Source organism: Streptomyces sp. BL1 (assembly GCF_057628045.1).
The window spans coordinates 6,957,864-6,976,907 of sequence record NZ_JBXYWZ010000002.1; the positions used below are offsets into that span (position 1 = coordinate 6,957,864).

Annotated in this window: 17 protein-coding genes; 12 read left to right on the forward strand and 5 right to left on the reverse strand. The window is 72.5% G+C overall.

Features of this window, described 5'->3' with window-relative positions:
- Positions 1-227: 227 nt before the first annotated feature.
- Entirely contained in the window at positions 228-797 is a 570-nt protein-coding gene (locus AC3AGO_RS30485; protein WP_487823483.1) for a helix-turn-helix domain-containing protein, read from the reverse strand.
- 48 nt (positions 798-845) lie between these two features.
- Between AC3AGO_RS30485 and AC3AGO_RS30490 the strand changes: the two genes are divergently transcribed.
- Positions 846-1,775 carry a class I SAM-dependent methyltransferase gene (locus AC3AGO_RS30490; protein ID WP_487823484.1) on the forward strand — a complete coding sequence of 310 codons (930 nt, stop codon included), beginning with the start codon at positions 846-848 and terminating at the stop codon, positions 1,773-1,775.
- Positions 1,776-1,921: 146 nt separating this feature from the next.
- Positions 1,922-2,836 (forward strand): SDR family oxidoreductase, encoded by a 915-nt coding sequence (locus tag AC3AGO_RS30495; protein WP_487823485.1) that lies wholly within the window; start codon positions 1,922-1,924, stop codon positions 2,834-2,836.
- Positions 2,837-2,861: 25 nt separating this feature from the next.
- Here the strand turns inward: AC3AGO_RS30495 and AC3AGO_RS30500 are convergent, their stop codons facing one another.
- Entirely contained in the window at positions 2,862-3,422 is a 561-nt protein-coding gene (locus AC3AGO_RS30500) for a carboxymuconolactone decarboxylase family protein (protein ID WP_487823486.1), read from the reverse strand.
- Positions 3,423-3,516: 94 nt separating this feature from the next.
- On the opposite strand from AC3AGO_RS30500, the gene AC3AGO_RS30505 reads away from it, so the two are divergent.
- Complete coding sequence (locus tag AC3AGO_RS30505; RefSeq protein ID WP_487823487.1) at positions 3,517-3,858, forward strand: winged helix-turn-helix transcriptional regulator; 342 nt, start codon at positions 3,517-3,519, stop codon at positions 3,856-3,858.
- A gap of 85 nt (positions 3,859-3,943) precedes the next feature.
- On the opposite strand, the gene AC3AGO_RS30510 is transcribed toward AC3AGO_RS30505, so the two are convergent.
- Complete coding sequence (locus AC3AGO_RS30510; protein WP_487823488.1) at positions 3,944-4,345, reverse strand: TraR/DksA family transcriptional regulator; 402 nt, start codon at positions 4,343-4,345, stop codon at positions 3,944-3,946.
- Between the two features lie 419 nt (positions 4,346-4,764).
- Between AC3AGO_RS30510 and AC3AGO_RS30515 the strand changes: the two genes are divergently transcribed.
- From AC3AGO_RS30515 to AC3AGO_RS30525, 3 genes are all read left to right on the forward strand, one after another.
- Positions 4,765-8,139, forward strand: a complete 3,375-nt coding sequence (locus tag AC3AGO_RS30515) for a pyruvate carboxylase (RefSeq protein ID WP_487823489.1) — start codon at positions 4,765-4,767, stop codon at positions 8,137-8,139.
- Between the two features lie 177 nt (positions 8,140-8,316).
- Positions 8,317-8,841: a PadR family transcriptional regulator gene (locus AC3AGO_RS30520; RefSeq protein ID WP_487823490.1), complete on the forward strand. Its 525-nt coding sequence runs from the start codon at positions 8,317-8,319 to the stop codon at positions 8,839-8,841.
- A complete protein-coding gene (locus tag AC3AGO_RS30525; protein ID WP_487823491.1) occupies positions 8,838-10,061 on the forward strand; it encodes a cytochrome P450 in 1,224 nt (407 codons plus the stop codon). The genes AC3AGO_RS30520 and AC3AGO_RS30525 overlap by 4 nt, the downstream gene beginning before the upstream one ends.
- 78 nt (positions 10,062-10,139) lie before the next feature.
- On the opposite strand, the gene AC3AGO_RS30530 is transcribed toward AC3AGO_RS30525, so the two are convergent.
- Entirely contained in the window at positions 10,140-10,733 is a 594-nt protein-coding gene (locus AC3AGO_RS30530) for a peroxiredoxin-like family protein (protein ID WP_487823492.1), read from the reverse strand.
- Between the two features lie 70 nt (positions 10,734-10,803).
- Between AC3AGO_RS30530 and AC3AGO_RS30535 the strand changes: the two genes are divergently transcribed.
- Both AC3AGO_RS30535 and AC3AGO_RS30540 read left to right on the forward strand, forming a co-directional pair.
- Positions 10,804-11,436, forward strand: coding sequence for a TetR/AcrR family transcriptional regulator (locus tag AC3AGO_RS30535; protein WP_487823493.1), 633 nt, complete (start codon positions 10,804-10,806; stop codon positions 11,434-11,436).
- A 111-nt stretch (positions 11,437-11,547) separates the two neighbouring features.
- The gene (locus tag AC3AGO_RS30540) at positions 11,548-13,134 is read left to right on the forward strand and encodes an amidase family protein (protein WP_487823494.1); all 1,587 of its coding nucleotides are present in this window, start codon (positions 11,548-11,550) and stop codon (positions 13,132-13,134) included.
- Positions 13,135-13,210: 76 nt separating this feature from the next.
- On the opposite strand, the gene AC3AGO_RS30545 is transcribed toward AC3AGO_RS30540, so the two are convergent.
- Complete coding sequence (locus tag AC3AGO_RS30545; protein WP_487823495.1) at positions 13,211-13,807, reverse strand: TetR/AcrR family transcriptional regulator; 597 nt, start codon at positions 13,805-13,807, stop codon at positions 13,211-13,213.
- 332 nt (positions 13,808-14,139) lie between these two features.
- On the opposite strand from AC3AGO_RS30545, the gene AC3AGO_RS30550 reads away from it, so the two are divergent.
- From AC3AGO_RS30550 to AC3AGO_RS30565, 4 genes are read left to right on the forward strand one after another with little or no spacing between them, the layout of a single operon-like run.
- Positions 14,140-14,715 carry a 2Fe-2S iron-sulfur cluster-binding protein gene (locus tag AC3AGO_RS30550; protein WP_487823496.1) on the forward strand — a complete coding sequence of 192 codons (576 nt, stop codon included), beginning with the start codon at positions 14,140-14,142 and terminating at the stop codon, positions 14,713-14,715.
- The gene (locus AC3AGO_RS30555) at positions 14,712-15,704 is read left to right on the forward strand and encodes an FAD binding domain-containing protein (protein WP_487823497.1); all 993 of its coding nucleotides are present in this window, start codon (positions 14,712-14,714) and stop codon (positions 15,702-15,704) included. The genes AC3AGO_RS30550 and AC3AGO_RS30555 overlap by 4 nt, the downstream gene beginning before the upstream one ends.
- Entirely contained in the window at positions 15,701-17,833 is a 2,133-nt protein-coding gene (locus AC3AGO_RS30560; protein WP_487823498.1) for a xanthine dehydrogenase family protein molybdopterin-binding subunit, read from the forward strand. The genes AC3AGO_RS30555 and AC3AGO_RS30560 overlap by 4 nt, the downstream gene beginning before the upstream one ends.
- Positions 17,826-18,965, forward strand: coding sequence for an XdhC family protein (locus AC3AGO_RS30565; RefSeq protein WP_487823499.1), 1,140 nt, complete (start codon positions 17,826-17,828; stop codon positions 18,963-18,965). The genes AC3AGO_RS30560 and AC3AGO_RS30565 overlap by 8 nt, the downstream gene beginning before the upstream one ends.
- Positions 18,966-19,044: the final 79 nt, after the last annotated feature.

Sequence of the window (19,044 nt, forward strand, 5' to 3'; positions counted from 1 at the left end):
GCACAACGCGGGCCGGTGAACTGACGGCCTGGCGGCCCCGTCGATCTGACTGCCCGTCGGCCCGTCGGCCCGTCGGCCCGTCGGTCTGGCGGCCTGACCCCCCGAGCCGCCATCCGCACCCGACCGCCCGGCGCCCCCGTCGACCCGACTGCCCCCGGCCTGACTGTTCGTCGGACCACCGGACCTCGGACCACCGGACCTCGGACCACCGGCCCTCGGGCCACCGGTTAGTCGCCCTCCCGCAGGTGGGACCGGCGGCCTTCGCGGTCGAAGATGCCGAGCAGGTCGGCCGGGCGGCCTCCGGCGGCACCGACCGCGTGCGGGAGCATGGTCGGGAACTCGGCCGCCTGGCCCCGTTCGACGCGCAGCCGGCGTTCGCCGAGGAGTAGTTCGGCTGTGCCGGACAGGACCGTGAACCACTCGCGCCCCGGGTGTGCTTTGAGCGCGGTGGGGCCTTCGGGCGGGGGGTCGGTGACCCGCATGCGGGCGACCGTGACGCCCGGCTCGCCGCGCAGTGCCCACATGCTCATCTGCCGTCCGGGGTCGTAGGTGGCGTTGTGGACGACGTCGTCGACGTCGGTCTCGACGAGCTGGTCCAGCGAGGTGCCCAGGGCGCGGGCGATGGCCGTGAGCTGGTCGAGCGCGATTCTGCGGTGGCCCGTTTCGATGCGGCTGAGCGTGGACGGGCCGAGGTGGGCGCGGGAGGCCAGGTCGTCGAGCGACCACCCGTGGGCGGCCCGCAGCGCGCGGATCCTCTTGCGTACCAGGCTGTCGAGATCGGAAGCGTCTTGCGTCATGAGCAAGACCTTATGCTGTACGGGCAAGGTGCACGTACCGTCGAATCCATGACGCACTCCGCACCCGCACCCCACGGCAGCCACTCCCACTCCCACGGTGACCACTCGCACGGCGACCACTCCCACGGCGAACACGCCCACGGCACGGACCCGCAGGACGGTGGTCTGGCCGAACTGCTCGACCTCGACGCCGAGTTGTTCGCGCCCTACCTCGACTCCGTGTTGCGCAGCGTCGTCGAACGCGCCGGGGACGACGTACGGCACATCGTGGATCTGGGCGCCGGGAGCGGCACCGGTGCCTTCGCCCTGCTGGAGCGGTTCCCCGCCGCCCGGGTGACCGCCGTCGACAGCGACGCCGCCATGCTGGAGCAGCTGGCCCGTACCGCCGCCGACCGGAAGCTCGCCGCGCGCGTACAGACGCTGGAAGCCGACGCGGGGGAGCGGCTGCCGGGCGTCGCCGACGTGGACCTCGTCTGGGCCTCGGCCTCCCTGCATCACCTGGACGATCCCGCCGCGGCGCTCGACGCCGTCTTCGCCGGGCTGCGGCCCGGCGGTGTCCTGGCCGTCGCCGACCTGGACGGGATGCCGCGCTTCCTGCCCGACGACGCCGTACCGGACCGGCCGGGGCTGGAAGCCCGCTGCCGCGACGCGCTCAGCGCGCTCCACGCCGAACAGGTGCCCCACCTGGGAGCCGACTGGGGCGCGCTGCTGACCACGGCGGGGTTCACCGTCGAGCACGAGCGCACCGAACAGCTCGAAGTGCGCGCCCCCTTGCCCGAGAGCGCCGGGCTGTACGCGCACCGCACCCTCGTCCGCATCCGTGGCGCCGTCGAAGACCGCGTCGACCCGGCCGATCTCGCCGCGCTGGACACGCTCCTCGACGGCGGTGCGCAGGACGTACGCCACCGCGACGACCTCGTGGTGCGCTCCAAGCGCCAGCTCTGGATCGCCCGCCGCCCCGCCGGCAGCGAATCCTGACGACGCCCCGGGAGAGACGACACCCCTGGAAAGACGACACCCCCGGAAAACACGACGGGACCTGTCCGGTATCTGCGCCATCCTCGTGTCGTCGCCGTCCGGCCGGGCGGCGACGTGGCGCGGTACGCGGAGAGGGAAGGGCACACATGGCCGGAGCACTGGAGGGCAAGGTCGCACTCGTCGCCGGGGCGACACGCGGGGCGGGCAGGGGAATCGCGGTCGAACTCGGCGCGGCCGGGGCCACCGTCTATGTCACCGGACGCAGCACCCGGGGGCAGCGCTCGGAGTACGACCGTCCGGAGACCATCGAGGACACCGCCGACCTGGTGACCGCGGCGGGCGGGCACGGAATCGCCGTCCCCACCGACCACTTGGAGCCCTCACAGGTCCGCAGCCTGGTGGACCGTATCGCCTCCGAGCAGGGCCGGCTGGATGTCCTCGTCAACGACATCTGGGGGAGCGAGAACCTCTTCGACTGGGAAGCGCCCCTGTGGGAGCACGACTTGGACGACGGGCTGCGGCTGCTGCGGCTCGCCGTGGAGACGCACGCGGTCACCAGCCACCACGCCCTGCCCCTGCTGCTGCGCCACCCGGGCGGCCTGGTGGTCGAGATGACCGACGGCACCGCCGAGTACAACAAGGACACCTACCGGGTGTCGTTCTTCTACGACCTCGCCAAGGCCTCGGTGCTCCGCATGGCCTTCGCGCTCGGCCGGGAACTGGGGCCGCGCGGCGGTACGGCGGTGGCGCTGACGCCGGGATGGATGCGCTCGGAGATCATGCTCGACCACTTCGGCGTGACCGAGGCGACGTGGCGCGACGCAGTGGAGGCGGAACCGCACTTCTGCATGTCCGAGTCGCCGTCGTACGTCGGCCGGGCCGTCGCCGCGCTGGCCGCCGACCCCCAAGTGGCGCGCTGGAACGGGCAGTCGCTGTCCAGCGGGCAGGCCGCGCAGGAGTACGGATTCACCGACACCGACGGCAGCCGCCCCGACTTCTGGCGGTACATGGTCGAGGTCCAGGACCCGGGCAAGCCCGCCGACGCGAGCGGCTACCGCTGAGCCCGAAGCCCGGGCGTACGCCGGGTCAGTGGGCCGGGAAGGGCGCGGCCCAGGATTCCCCGTCCAGGAGCAGCCCGTTGGCCAGGTAGCTGATGGTGCGGTACCAGCCGGCCAGCACGAGGAACTCGATCAGCTGATCCTCCTCGTAGTGCGCGCGGAGCGCGTCCCAGGCGGGCTGCGAGAGGCGCGAGGTGTCGTGCAGTTCGTCGACCGCGGCGAGCAGCGCCGTGTGCCGAGGCAGCCAACGGGCCCCGTCCGCAGGCTCGTTGGCTGCGGTCGCCCGCACCTGTGCGGGGGTGAGGCCGACGTGGTCGGCGTACACGGCGGCGTGCACGCCCCACTCGTAGGCGCAGCCGCTGCGCGCCGTCACCCGGGCGATGACGATCTCGCGGTCGACGTCGGGGAGCAGTCCGTGGGCGAGCAGGCCGGATCCCAGGGCGAACATCCGGGAGGCGAGCTCCGGGTGACGGTGCAGCACCCGGAACAGCTCCAGGGGCTCGTGGGCGACGCCCGGCGGCATCCACCGGTGCAGCGCCCGGTCGATGGCGTCGGTGTACGGCGGGCTGAGCGGTTCGATGCGCGGCATGCCGGCCTCCCTGACTCTTCCTGCTTCTGCCTCTTCCTGCTTCGATTTTCGCATCACTATGATGCTTCGGAAGGCGAAGCGCAAGGAGTGGGGTATGGCAGCGAGGAAGCCGCGACCGGGCGCACCGGTACGGGGGTCGGAGTCGGGCCGGCCGGTCATGGCCGCGCTCGACCTGCTCGGGCGGCGCTGGGCGCTGCGCATCCTGTGGGAGCTGAGTCAGAGTCCGGCCGGCTTCCGCGAACTGCAGCGCAGATGCGCGCGCATGTCGTCCAGCGTGCTCAGTACGCGGCTCGGCGAGCTCACCGACGCGCGCCTGCTCGCTCTGCAGGACGACGGCTACCACCTCACGCCGCTGGGCGTGGACCTCGTCGACGCGCTCCAGCCGCTCAACGCGTGGAGCGAGCGCTGGGCGGACGAGGCCGGTACGGACACGTAACCGGGGGCGTGACCCGTACGGGCGCCCAACTCGCCCTGTGCGCCTGGTACTTGACCGGCCGGGCAGCCCTGCCGCCCGATGGCTCTCAGCGAGCCCCTGCGCCGGTGCCGGTCCCGGCTCCGGCGCAGGGGACGCACGTCGTCGCGGCCGGGCGGGCTTCCAGGCGTTCCGCGGGGATCGGGCCGCCGCACACGTCGCACCGGCCGTAGTCGCCGCGCTCCAGCCGCTCCAGTGCCCGGTCCAGCTCGGTGAGATGTTCCCGCGCCCGCGCCAGCAGGGAGGCGACGTGGGCCCGCTCGAAGGCGGTGCTCGACCCCTCGGGGTCGTGCTCGTCGTCCACGGCCACCAGCTCGTTCGCCTCGACGATCTGGTCGAAGTCGCGGCTCAGCGCCGTGATCTGCGCGTGTGTCCCGGCCCGTTCGGCCGCCAGCCGCTCGCGCACGGACGCGCGGGCGCCGCTCGCGGCGCCGTCGGACGAATTGCTCATCTCCTGCCAACACAGGATCCCCGGCCCGCATTCCGGACCCGCGCCGCCCGCCCGGGCCCCGTGCCGGCGCGTTCAGTGAGGGATGTCCGGAACGGCGTGCGGCCCGGCGTACCGGGAGCTGAGCGTGACCAACGGGGCGCCGCCGCCCGTACCGGGACAGCCCGCGGCGGCCCCCGTGTGACGCGTGCGACAAGGTGAGCCGTACGCGCCCCTGACCCCCGTAAAGTGCGCGGCGGCGGCCCGTGGACGCGGGTCCGCGCAGCGCACGAGTGACGAACCGCACGTACGACGACGACTTGTTCGGATGCACCGAGGGTAGTGGGATCCGATCACACACCTCCCCGGGCGGGCTCCTGCTTCCTTGCCGCAGGAGCCGGGACCGTGCCGGGCAGCCGTTGGGGTCTAAGGAGCGATGAGCCGTGTTTCGCAAGGTATTGATCGCCAACCGTGGCGAGATCGCCATCCGCGCGTTCCGCGCCGGCTATGAACTCGGCGCGGGGACGGTCGCCGTCTTCCCGCACGAGGACCGCAATTCACTCCACCGGCAGAAGGCCGACGAGGCCTATCAGATCGGAGAGCCCGGACATCCCGTACGGGCCTACCTCTCCATCGACGAGATCGTGAACGCGGCGCGCACCGCGCAGGCGGACGCGGTCTACCCCGGTTACGGATTCCTCTCCGAGAACCCCGATCTCGCCCGCGCCTGCGAGGAAGCGGGCATCACGTTCGTCGGCCCCAGCGCGGACATCCTGGAGCTGACCGGCAACAAGGCGCGCGCCGTGGCCGCGGCGCGCGAGGCCGGCGTACCGGTGCTGGGCTCCTCGCAGCCCTCCACCGACATCGACGAACTCACCGCCGCCGCCGAGGAGCTCGGCTTCCCCGTGTTCGTGAAGGCCGTCGCCGGCGGCGGCGGGCGCGGCATGCGGCGCGTGGAGGAGCCGTCGGCGCTGCGCGAGTCCATCGAGGCCGCCTCGCGCGAGGCCGAGTCCGCCTTCGGCGACCCGACGGTCTTCCTGGAGCAGGCGGTCGTCGAGCCGCGCCACATCGAGGTGCAGGTCCTCGCCGACGCCGACGGCAACGTCATCCACCTGTACGAGCGGGACTGTTCGCTGCAGCGCCGCCACCAGAAGGTCGTCGAACTGGCCCCGGCGCCGAATCTCGACCCGGACGTACGCGAGCGGATCTGCGCCGACGCGGTGAAGTTCGCCCGGCAGATCGGCTACCGCAACGCCGGCACCGTGGAGTTCCTCCTCGACCGCGAGGGCCGGCACGTCTTCATCGAGATGAACCCGCGCATCCAGGTCGAGCACACGGTGACCGAGGAGGTCACCGATGTCGACCTCGTACAGGCCCAGTTGCGGATCGCCTCCGGCCAGACGCTCGCCGACCTCGGCCTGCGCCAGGAGGACGTGTACCTGCGCGGGGCCGCGCTGCAGTGCCGCATCACCACCGAGGACCCTTCCAACGGCTTCCGCCCGGACACCGGCATGATCAGCGCCTACCGGGCGCCGGGCGGCTCGGGCATCCGCCTCGACGGCGGAACGGTCAGCGCCGGTACGGAGATCAGCGCGCACTTCGACTCGATGCTGGTGAAGCTCACCTGCCGGGGGCGCGACCTGGACACCGCCATCGGCCGGGCCCGCCGCGCCGTGGCCGAGTTCCGCATCCGCGGCGTCGCCACCAACATCCCCTTCCTGCAGGCGGTGCTGGACGACCCGGACTTCCGCGCGGGCCGCATCACCACGTCCTTCATCGAGCAGCGCCCGGCCCTGCTGACCGCCCGGCACCCCGCCGACCGCGGTACGAAGCTGCTCAGCTACCTGGCCGACGTCACCGTCAACAGGCCCAATGGCGAGCGGCCCCGGCTGATCGACCCCACCACCAAGCTGTCCCCGCTGCCCCGCACTTCCCCGCCGGACGGCTCCAAGCAGAAGCTCACCGAACTCGGCCCGGAGGGCTTCGCCGGCTGGCTGCGCGGCGCCCCGACGCTCGGCGTCACCGACACCACCTTCCGCGACGCGCACCAGTCGCTGCTCGCCACCCGCGTCCGCACCAAGGACCTGCTGGCCGTGGCGCCGACCGTCGCGCACACGCTGCCGGAACTGCTGTCCCTGGAGTGCTGGGGCGGCGCCACGTACGACGTCGCCCTGCGCTTCCTCGCCGAGGACCCGTGGGAGCGGCTGGCCGCACTGCGCGAGGCCGTGCCCAACATCTGTCTGCAGATGCTGCTGCGGGGCCGCAACACCGTGGGCTACACGCCGTACCCGACCGAGGTGACGCACGCCTTCGTCGAGGAGGCGACAAAGACCGGTATCGACATTTTCCGCATCTTCGACGCGCTCAACGACGTCAGCCAGATGCGCCCGGCCATCGAGGCCGTCCGCGAGACCGGCAGCGCCGTCGCCGAAGTGGCACTCTGCTACACCTCCGACCTGTCGGACCCGGCGGAGCGGCTCTACACCCTCGACTACTACCTGAAGCTGGCCGAGCAGATCGTCGAGGCCGGCGCGCACGTCCTCGCCGTCAAGGACATGGCGGGCCTGCTGCGCGCGCCGGCCGCGGCGAAGCTGGTGTCCGCGCTGCGGGCCGAGTTCGACCTGCCGGTGCACCTGCACACCCACGACACCGCGGGCGGCCAGCTCGCCACGTACCTCGCCGCGGTCCAGGCCGGGGCCGACGCGGTGGACGGCGCGGTCGCCTCCATGGCCGGCACCACCTCGCAGCCCTCGCTGTCCGCGATCGTCGCCGCCACCGACCACTCCGAGCGGCCAACAGGCCTGGATCTGCAGGCAGTCGGCGAACTGGAGCCGTACTGGGAGAGCGTCCGCAAGATCTACGCGCCCTTCGAGGCCGGCCTCAGCGCGCCGACCGGGCGCGTCTACCACCACGAGATCCCCGGCGGGCAGCTGTCCAACCTCCGCACCCAGGCCGTCGCACTCGGCCTCGGCGACCGCTTCGAGGAGATCGAGGCGATGTACGCGGCGGCCGACCGCATCCTCGGCCACCTGGTGAAGGTCACCCCCTCCTCCAAGGTGGTCGGCGACCTGGCGCTGCACCTGGTCGGAACGGGCGTCTCCCCGGAGGACTTCGAGTCCGACCCGGCGGCCTTCGACATCCCCGACTCCGTGATCGGCTTCCTCCGCGGCGAGCTGGGGCGCCCGCCCGGCGACTGGCCCGAACCGTTCCGCACCAAGGCCCTCCAGGGCCGCAGCGAGCCGAAGCCCGTACAGGAACTGACCGCCGAGGACCGCGAGGAACTGCGGACGAACCGTCAGGCGGCCCTCAACAGGCTGCTGTTCCCCGGCCCGACGAAGGAGTTCACAGCCCACCGCGAGTTCTACGGCGACACCAGCGTGCTGCAGAGCGCCGACTTCTTCTACGGGCTGCGCCCCGACCGCGAGCACGCCGTGGACCTGGACCCCGGCGTACGGCTCCTCATCGAGCTGGAGGCCATCGGCGAGGCGGACGAACGCGGCATCCGCACCGTCATGTCCACCATGAACGGCCAGCTGCGGCCCCTCCAGGTACGCGACACCTCCGTGGCTTCCGACATCCCCGTCACCGAGAAGGCCGACAGGACCAACCCGGGCCACGTACCTGCCCCGTTCACCGGCGTCGTCACCCTGGCGGCGGCCGAGGGCGACAAGGTGGAGGCGGGCGACACCGTGGCCACCATCGAGGCGATGAAGATGGAAGCCGCCATCACGGCACCCCAGGGCGGCACCGTCACCCGCCTGGCCATCAACTCCGTACAGCAGGTCGAAGGCGGCGACCTCCTGCTGGAGGTCCGCTGACGGCACGGCCCCGACGGGGCGGGCTCTGAGGGCCGCGGGGTTCCGACCCCGCGGCCCTTCTCGTGCGCCTCTCCGTCACTGCCGGTGGGGGCGTAACTCCAGCTCACAGAGCGGCACTTGTCCGGGGACACGTGTGCCCTCTGGTGTGTCACGGTGCCCTAGGTTAGCGTGACATAGGTGTGGGTCGATGTAGTGCTGCTGGCGAATCTGGCGGAACAGCCGTCGCACGGATACGAGTTGCGGAAACGGGTGGAGGAGCGCACCGGATACGCGCTCTCGAACAACTCGCTGTACCCGGCGCTGCGCCGGTTCGCCGAGGCGGGCGCGGTGGAGAAATACCCCCAGGAGCTGCCCGGCCGCCCGCCCCGGCACGTCTACACCCTCACCGACGTCGGCCGTGAGCTGCTGCACGACATGCTCGCGGAGCTTCCGGACGAACTGGCAGGGGACGAGGCGGAGTTCCTCGCCCGGCTCGGCCACTTCGGCTGGCTCGACACCGGTGAGCAGCTGCACGTCCTGGACGCGCGCCACCGCGCCCTGCTGCGCCGGCAGGAGCGGATCGACACGCTCGGCGCCGCCCAGGAGGAAGGCAGCTGGCACCGCACCGCCCTGGACGAAGTGGTCCGCCGGATCCGCGCCGAACTGGAGTGGCTCGGGACCGTGCGGGCCGGGATCACCGACAGCGAGGAGGAAGAACGATGACCGACGTTCTCCACGAGGCGCCCCGACTGCCCTTCGAGCGCCCCGACGCACTGGAGATCGCGCCCCTGTACGCGGTGCTGCGCCGTACGGCCCCGCTGGTGCCCGTCCGCACGCCCGCGGGCGACGACGCCTGGCTGGTGACGCGCTATCAGGAGGCCCGTGAACTCTTCGGCGACACCCGCCTGGGCCGCTCCCATCCGGCCCCGGAAGAGGCCGCGGCCGTCTCCGACGCCGCGATCCTGGGCGGCCCGAGCGGCGACCACGCGACCGAGAAGGCCGACCACACCCGCATGCGGACGCTGCTCACCCCGGCGTTCTCCGCGCGCCGCATGCGCAGCCTGACCGAGCACGTACAGGAGCTGGTCGACGGCTGCCTGGACGCCATGGAGGAGGCGCACGCGCGGAACCCGGAAGCGCCCGTCGACCTGCACGAGCATCTGTCGTTCCCGCTGCCGGTGCTGGTCATCTGCGAACTGCTGGGCATCCCGTACGGCGACCGTACGTACTTCCACGGCCTGTCCGACCGGGTCGGCCGGATGGACACCGGCAGCGACGCGCAGGACGCCATGGACGAGTTCCGGCACTACATGGGCGTCCTGGCCGCCGCCAAGCTGCGCGAGCCGGGGGAGGACGTCATCACCGACCTCGCGCAGGCCCAGCGCGACGATCCGACCTTCACCCACGACGAGTTCACCCGTCTCGCCGCCGGGCTGCTCTTCGCCGGGCACGAGACCACCGTCAACCGCATCGACCTCGGCGTGCTGATGCTGCTCACCGACCTCTCGCGGCGCGACGCGCTCGTCGCCGACACCGAGGGCCGCGTCAACAGCACGGTCGAGGAAGTGCTCCGCCTCGCCTCACCCGGCGGGCTGGGCATCCTCCGCTACGCGCACGAGGACATCACCCTCGACGGCGGCACCGTCATCCCGCGCGGCGACGCCGTCCTCATCCCGCCCGGGGCGGCCAACCGGGACGAGACGGCCTTCACCGACCCCGACACGTTCGACCCGGAGCGCAAACCCAACGTGCACCTCGCCTTCGGCCACGGCGCCCACTTCTGCATCGGCGCCAGCCTCGCCAGGACCGAACTGCGTACCGTCTTCACTTCGTTGTTCGCCCGCTTCCCCGGGCTGCGCCTCGCCGCCGGGGTGGACGAGATCGGTTTCCGCGAGGACCGCGTCACCGGAGGCGTCGACGAGGTGCCGGTCCGCTGGTGGTGACGGCCGCCGCGCGGTGAGGCCCGTACGGTGAACGCCCCGCGCTCGCGGTGAAGTTCGCCGTACGGGGCCGCCCCACTGTTACGCGCCGGGCTGCCCCACGGGCTGCAAGTGGGCTGCCAGGGCGAGCAGTTCGTCGACCGGCCACTGGTCGTAGAGGTGCTCGCCGTATTTGCGGGCGAGGATGCGCCCGTCGGCCGCGAGCAGGAAGTCCGCGGGGAGGCCGAGCCGTCCCCCGGTGGGGCGCCGCGCGGGCAGGTGGGCGCGCCCGCGGGCGAGGTCGCGCACGCCGCGCAGCACCGCGGCGGCGATCGCCGGCCACGCGCGCGGGGAGAGCAGCGAGCGCGGGGAGCTCTCCACGCCGAACTCGGCGTACAGCCGCTTGTCCGGATCGGGCACGACCGGGAACGGTAAATGGCCTGTGTGCGGGGCGAGTTCATCGGCCGGCGCGTGGAAGACGACGACTTCGCGTACGCCCGCCGCCTCGATCTCCGCGTGCCGGCGGGCGACGGATGCCAGGTGCATGTTGCACACCGGACAGCCCGCGAAGCGCCTGAACTGCAGGTGGGTCAGGCGGCCTTCGGCGGGGACGGTCACAGGATCGCCCGTGACCGTGGCGAGTTGGCGGGACTGGACGACGGTGCCGGGTTCCAGGTGCTTTGCGGGTGCGGGCATCGGAGCCTCCCTCGTAGGTGTACGACATACACCTACAGGCTCGGGTGCGGCACGTACCCTGTCAATCGCCATGCCACGTCCCCGTTCCCTCACTTCCGACCAGGTGGCCTCCGCCGCGCTGACCGTCATCGACCGCGACGGGCTCGCCGCGCTGTCGATGCGCGCCGCCGCCAAGGAACTCGGCCTGACCACGATGGCCCTCTACCGGTACGTACGGGACCGCGACGAGCTCGAACGGCTCGTCGTGGAACGGGTCCTGGGCTCCGTGGACACCACCGGGCCGGACGCGGAGGCGCCGTGGCGGGACCGCGTACGGCTTCTCGTCACGCGTCTGCGCGACACCGTCGGCGCCCACCCCTCGGCCGTACCGCTCACCCTCACCCACCGGCACCGTTCACCCGGCGTACTGCGCTGGTCGGAAGCGGTGCTCGCGGTGCTCACCGAGGCGGGCATCGAGGGTGAGCAGCGGGTCATCGCCCTGCGGGGGCTGCTCAGTTACGTCATCGGGGCCATCCAGCTCGAACACCTCGGCCCCCTCTCGGGGGAGGGCACGGTCGCCCTCGCCGAGCTGCCCGCAGGCGACTTCCCGTACATGGCCGAGACCGCGCGGCAGGCCCGGAACGTCGGCGCGGAGGAGGAGTTCCACGGCGGCCTGGACCTCCTGCTCCGCGGCATGGGCGCGGACGGTGCCCCCGGCGAGTGAGCAACTGCCGCGCGTATGCGCTGTCCTGACGGGGCGTCAGCGTACCTACGGTACGTATGTGGCGTACGGCGCTCTTGTGCACGGGGCCTGGACTGTAGTGCGGTGGCCTTCATGACGAAGAGATGCGTTGCCGCGGTGGCCGCCGCGCTGGTGGTGGGGTCCCTGTTGACGAGTGTGCCGGAGCCGCGGGCGGAAGCCGCCGGATCCGGCAACAGGGGTACGGCGGGGGCCGGTTCGTCGTCGGGGCTGGGCGTCGACCTCGATACCGTGACGATCCCGCAGTTGCAGGCGCGCATGGCGGACGGTTCGCTGACCGCGTCCGAGCTGACCGCCGCCTATCTGGGGCGGATCAAGGCCGTCGACCCCAAGATCAACGCGGTGCTGCGTACCGACCCTTCGGCCCTGCGGCAGGCGGCGGCCAGTGACGTCCGGCACCGGCACGGCCGTACGCGCGGCCCGCTCGACGGCATCCCCGTGCTGCTCAAGGACAACGTGAACACCCGGGACATGCCGACGACCGCCGGTTCGACGGCGCTGGCCGGTGCGCCGCCGAAGACCGACGCGGCCTTGGTGACGCGGCTGCGGAAGGCGGGCGCGGTGATCCTCGGCAAGGCCAATCTGTCCGAGTGGGCCAACTTCCGTGCGGCGAAGCCGACTTCGGGCTGGTCCGCGGTGGGCGGGCAGACCAATAATCCGTACGTACTGGACCGCAATCCGTGCGGCTCGTCCGCCGGTTCGGGTGCGGCCCTCGCCGCGTCGCTGTCCCAAGTGGCCATCGGCACCGAGACGGACGGCTCCATCGTGTGCCCGGCCGGGATGAACGGGGTGGTCGGCCACAAGCCCAGCCTCGGTCTCGTGAGCCAGTCCGGCGTGGTGCCGATCTCTGCCGAGCAGGACACCGCGGGACCTATGGCCCGCAACGTGACTGACACCGCGCTCACCCTCTCGGCGATCGGCGGCGGTGAGGCCGCGGGGAAGAGCGCCGCCGGCAGCCTGCACGGACCCGGCAAGCTGCACGGCAAGCGGATCGGTCTGTGGCGGCTGCCCTCGCTCGGCAAGGAGACCGACGCGGTGATGACGCGTACGGCGAAGAAGCTGCGGGCGGCCGGCGCCGAGGTCGTCGAGGTGACCCCGCCGTACCAGAAGCGGCTCGCCGACCTCGAATTCCCGGCGCTGCTCAGCGAGTTCCACCGGGACATCGACAAGTACCTGGCGACCCGCGAGGGGCCCCGGAACCTCGAAGCGCTGATCCAGCTCAACCGCACCCACCCCGAGGAGCGGACCTGCTTCGCGGGCCAGGAGCTGTTCGAGCAGGCCCTGAAGGCGCCGCCCACCACCGACCCCGGATACAAGGCCAAGCGCGCGGAGCTGAAGGACCTCTCCCGCCGCTCAATCGACGAGACCATGGCGAAGCACCGGCTCGACGCCATCGCCTCGCCGACGAACCCGCCCGCGTGGACGACCGACTGCGCGCGCGGCGACAACGACGTGATCCCCTCGTCCACGCCCGCGGCCGTGTCCGGCTACCCGTCCCTGTCGGTGCCCGCGGGCTCCGTGGGTGAACTGCCGGTCGGCGTCCTCCTGATGGCCGGCAACCATCAGGACGCGCGACTTCTCTCCCTGGGAGCCGCAGTGGAACACCGCCTCGACGCCTGGCGCGCGCCCCGCTACCTGCCCACGGCAGGCGCCACCCGCTGACCCGTCCGGGTCCGGATACAGCAGGACCCGCCCGGCCACCCGGGCCGGGCGGGGTCGGGCGCCGGTGGGGCGGGTGTCAGCGGGGGTTGGGGGCTCCCGTGCGGAGGCCGTCCATGACGAGATCGAGGAGGCGGGTGAGGCGGGCTCCGCAGTCGTCCTGGGAGACGGCCTGCCACATGCCCGCGATGGCCAGGAAGAAGTCGTCCGCCGTCACGTCGGGGCGGATGGTGCCGGCCTCCTCGCCGGCGCGGAGCAGGCGTTCGGCGGCGGAGGTCACCGGGGCGAATCCGGGCTTCTCCGGGTGGCCCGGGCCGCTGGTGGCCTTGCGGATCGCGTCCGCGAGCCCGGCCTTCGCCATGGCGAACTGGGCGAGGCGGTCCATCCACTCGCGCAGCGCGCGGTCCGGCTCGCGGGTGTTGAGCAACTGGTGCGCGGTGTCGGCGACCTGCTGCACCTCGTAGCGGTAGACCTCGAGGACGAGTGCTTCGCGGTCGGGGAAGTTGCGGTAGAACGTGCCCTGCCCGACGCATGCCTTCTTCGCGATCGCGCTCAGCGGCACGTCCTCCGAGCGCGTCAGCTCGGCCAGCGCCACTTCCAGGATGCGCTCGCGGTTGCGCTGCGCGTCCGAGCGCAGCGGCGCGTCCTTCTGCGGGGCGTCCTTCTTCTCCTGCACTCGTCCTCCTTTCCGGGTGTTGGCCGGAACGAGCTTGTTAAGCGGACAACTGTCCGCTAGGTTTCCCTGTGGGCGGACAGCTGTCCGCTTAGGTCTACCTTAGCGGTCGACGGGGGTGGTGGGGGACGTCCGTGACCGGTGGGCCGTCCTCCGTACCCGGCATGTTCCCGAGCCCCCGCCGCCGCGTACAGCGCCGCCTCCCTGTTTGTCCGATACATCGTGCCGATGAGCTCTCCTGCGACTTTCCCCTGATACGCCCGCTGCCGCGTCCCCCGCGTCTGTCTGCCGGAACGCCGTCCGGCGTGCCCGGGACACCCGAAAGAAGGCCGATCATGGACCAATCGACGTCCAGCGCCGTGACCTTGAAGATCAACGGCGAGAAGCACACGCTGCCTGTCGACCACCGCACCACCCTGCTCGACGCCCTGCGCGAGCGGCTCGATCTGACCGGCACCAAGAAGGGCTGCGACCAGGGGCAGTGCGGTGCCTGCACCGTCCTGCTCGACGGCCGCAGGTCCGTGGCCTGTCTGCAGCTCGCGGTGGCCGCCGAGGGGCGTGAGATCACCACCATCGAAGGCATGGCCGAGGGCGAGGAACTGCACCCCGTACAGCAGGCGTTCCTCGACCTGGACGGTTACCAGTGCGGTTACTGCACGCCGGGCCAGATCTGCTCGGCCGTCGCGGTGATCGAGGAACACGCGGCGGGCTGGCCGAGCGCCGCGACTGACGACGTACGGCCCGAGGCGGGGCCGCCGGCGCTGACCGCCGAGGAGATCCGGGAGCGGATGAGCGGCAACCTGTGCCGCTGCGGCGCGTACGTGTCGATCGTCGAAGCGGTCGGCCGCGCCGCCGCCGTACAGGCAGCCGACAAGGCGAAATCCACCGACAGCACGGAGGCTGCAGCGTGAAAGAGTTCGGATACCAGCGTGCCGCCGACGTGTCCGGAGCCGTCGCGCTCCTCGACGCCGACCCGGACGCACGCTTCCTCGGCGGCGGCACCAACCTCGTCGACCTGATGAAGACCGGCGTCGAGCGGCCCGCGCGGCTCGTCGACGTACGCGAACTCCCCCTGGACCGCATCGAGTCCACGGAGGACGGCGGACTGCGCATCGGCGCGACCGTCACCAACAGCGACCTTGCCGCGCACCCCGAAGTGCGCCGGAACTACCCGGCGCTGGCGCAGGCTGTGCTCGCCGGCGCCTCCGGGCAGCTGCGCAACATGGCCACCGTCGGCGGGAATCTGCTCCAGCGCACCCGCTGCGGCTACTTCGCCGACGTCAGCAAGCCCTGCAACAAGCGCGTCCCCGGCAGCGGTTGCCCCGCCATCGAGGGCGAGCACCACAACCACGCCATCCTCGGCGCCTCCGACCACTGCGTCGCAGTGCACCCCTCGGACATGGGTGTGGCGCTCGCCGCCTTCGACGCGGCCGTGCACTACGAAACGGCCGACGGCCAGGGCGAGTTGCCGTTCGCCGAGTTCTATCTGCCGGTGGGGGAGACCCCGCACCTGGAGACCGCGCTGCCGGCCGGCGCCCTGATCACCGGCGTCACCCTGCCGCCCGTACCGGTCGCCGCCCGCTCCCGCTACCGGAAGGTGCGCGAGCGCGCCTCGTACGCCTTCGCCATCGGCTCGATCGCCGCCGCGCTGGAGGTACGGGACGGCACCGTGCACGACGTACGGCTGGCCTTCGGTGCGGTCGCCTCCCGGCCGTGGCGGGCCCTGGCCGCCGAACGCGTGCTGACCGGCGCGCCGGCCGACGCGGAGACCTTCGCCGCGGCCGCGAACGCCGAACTGGCCGCCGCCGGGCCCCTGCCGCACAACGGATACAAGGTGGACCTCATGCGCAACCTCGTGGTGGCCGAGCTGACCCGACTCGCCGAGGAGGACGCCCGATGACGACGACCACGACCAGCTCCGCCGCCGTACGGTCCGTCGGCACCGCGCACACCCGCATCGAGGGCCGCGACAAGGTCACCGGAGCGGCCCGCTACGCCGGAGAGCTCCCCTTCACCGAACTCGCGCACGGCTGGCTGGTGTTGTCCACCGTCACCCGCGGCCGCATCCGCTCGGTGGAGGCCGCGCCCGTCCTGGAGATGCCCGGCGTCCTCACCGTCCTGCACCACGGCAACGCCCCGCGCGTCGACACCGACTACGTGGGCATGCTCGGCGCGCCCGACCCGACGGCCGCCGTCTTCCAGAACGACCGCGTGCCCAGCATGGGCTGGCCGGTGGCGCTGGTCGTCGCCGAGACCTCCGAGCAGGCCCGCGAGGCCGCCGAGGCGCTCGTCGTGCGCTACGAGACCGAGCCGCACGACGTCGCGTTCTCCGCCGCGCACCCCGACGCGTACGAGGTGGACGGCACGACGGACAAGGGCGACCCGGAGGCCGAACTCGGCGCGTCCGCCGTCGTCGTGGACGAGGAGTACACCACTCCGGAAGAGCACCACAGCCCGATGGAGCCGCACGCGGCCACGGCCCGCTGGGACGAGGGCCGGCTCGAACTCGTCGACTCCAACCAGGGCAGCATGTGGGTCGCGGACGAGCTCGCGAAGCTGTTCTCGCTCGACCCGGCCTCGGTGCGGGTGCGCTCCGAACACGTCGGCGGCGCCTTCGGGAGCAAGGGCCTGCGCGCACACCAGGTGGGGGCCGTGATGGCCGCGACCGAGCTGCAGCGCCCGGTCCGGGTCGTGCTGACCCGCCGTCAGATGTTCTCCCTCACCGGCTACCGCAGCCCCACCAGCCAGCACATCCGGCTGGGCGCCGACGCCGAAGGACGGCTGCGCGCCCTGGCGCACCGGAACACGAGCCTCAGCTCGACCGTGCACGAGTTCGTCGAGGGCAGCGCCGGAGTCGGCCGGGTGATGTACGACGCCGACGGCCACCACACCGCCAACCGGGTCGTACGGCTCAACGTGCCCACCCCCACCTTCATGCGCGCGCCGGGCGAGGCACCCGGCTCGTTCGCGATCGAGTCGGCACTCGACGAGCTGGCCGAGAAGTGCGGCATCGACCCGATCGAGCTGCGCGTCCGCAACGAGCCCGACCGGGGCCCGGTGTCCGGGCTGCCGTTCAGCACCCGCAGGCTCCTCACGTGCTTCGAGGAGGGCGCCCGCCGGTTCGGCTGGGCGGACCGCGACCCGCGGCCCGGGGTGCGCCGTGACGGCCGCTGGCTGATCGGCACCGGTACGGCCGCCGCCTCCTTCCCGTCGAACGCCATGCCGTCGACGGCCGCCGTCACCGCGGAGGCGGACGGTACGTTCACCGTGCGGATCACCGCGGCGGACGTCGGCACCGGGGCACGTACCGCGCTCACGCTGGTCGCCGCAGACGCGCTCGGCGTCGCACCGGAACGCGTCCATGTGCGCATCGGCAACAGCGACTTCGGGCCCGCCATGGTCGCCGGCGGTTCGATGGGCACTCGCTCCTGGGCGTGGGCGGTCAACGTCGCGGCCGGCGAACTGCGCGAGCGGCTCGCCCTGGGCTCCGACATCCCGGCCGAGGGCATCACCGTACGGTCCGACACCTCCGAGGCCATCGGCGCGCTCGCACAGAAGGAACGGCACTCCTTCGGGGCGCAGTTCGCGGAGACCGCCGTGGACATCACCACCGGCGAGGTCCGCGTACGGCGCATGCTCGGCATCTTCGCGACGGGCCGCATCGTCAACCCGCTGACGGCACGCAACCAGTTCGTCGGCGGGATGACCTGGGGCATCTCCATGGCCCTGCACGAAGAGGCGACGCGCGACCAGAACTCGGGCGGGCTCTACGGCGCCGACCTCGCGGGCTACCACGTCGCCACCCACGCCGACGTACCGCGGATCGAGGCGGACTGGATCGACGACCCGGACCCGGACGACCCCGTCGGCATCAAGGGCATCGGCGAGATCGGCATCGTGGGCGCCGCCGCTGCCGTCGCCAACGCCGTGTGGCACGCCACCGGCGTACGCCACCGCAGCCTGCCCATCCGCCCCGACCGCGTGCTGCAGGGAGGCACGGGAGCGGGCGCGGGAGCCCGCGATGCTTGACCTGGCACGGGAGTTGGACCGCTGGGCCGAGGAGGGCCGGGACTTCGCCGTCGCCACGGTCGTCGCTGTCGGCGGCAGCGCACCGCGCGGTCCCGGCGCCGCCCTCGCCGTCGACAGCGAGGGCACAGCCCTCGGCTCGGTCTCCGGCGGCTGCGTCGAAGGCGCGGTGTACGAACTGTGCGAGCAGGCACTCCGGGACGGCGAGCCCGCAATCGAGCGGTTCGGCTACAGCGACGAGGACGCCTTCGCCGTCGGACTGACCTGCGGCGGCGTCATCGACATCCTGGTCACGCCGGTCCGCGAGCAGTCACCGGCCCGGGCAGTGTTCCGGTCCGCGCTGTCGGCCGCCCTGCGGGGCGCGCCGGCGGCGCTGGCCCGGGTCGCCCGCGGCCCGGCCGAACTCCTCGGCGGAGCCCTCTACTTGGGCCCCGACGGGGCGTACGAGGGCGGGCTCGGCGGTTCCGCGGAGCTGGACCGTACGGCGGCCGGGGAGGCCCGGGCGCTGCTCGACGCGGGGCGCACCGGCACGGTCGAACTGTCGGAGGACGGCTCGCGCTGCCCCGGCGGTCTCACGCTGCTGGTCGAGGCGAGCGTGCCACCACCCCGCATGATCATTTTCGGTGCCATCGACTTCGCCGCGGCGCTCGCCCGCGCGGGCGGCTTCCTCGGCTACCGCGTCACCGTGTGCGACGCACGCCCCGTCTTCGCCACCCGCGCCCGGTTCCCGGACGCCGAGGAGATCGTCGTCGACTGGCCGCACCGCTATCTGCGGAGTACCGAGACGGATCCGCGCACGGTGCTGTGCGTGCTCACCCACGACGCCAAGTTCGACGTCCCCCTGCTGACGGAGGCCCTGCGGATGCCGGTCGCCTTCGTCGGCGCGATGGGCTCGCGCCGCACCCACGAGGACCGCGAACTGCGGCTGCGCGAAGCGGGTCTGACGGACCGTGAGCTGTCCCGGCTGCGGTCCCCGATCGGCCTCGACCTCGGCGCCCGTACGCCCGAGGAGACCGCGCTGTCGATCGCGGCGGAGATCGTCGCGGCCCGGCGCGGCGGTACGGGGGCCGCGCTGACCGGCTCGGACGCGCCGATCCACCGCGACGGCGGGGAACGGGAGGCGGCGGCCGCCTGAACGGGCCGCGCCCGGGGCGCATGCTCCACGTCACGAAGGGCCTGACCGCCAGGCGGGGTGGTCAGGCCCTTCGTCGACG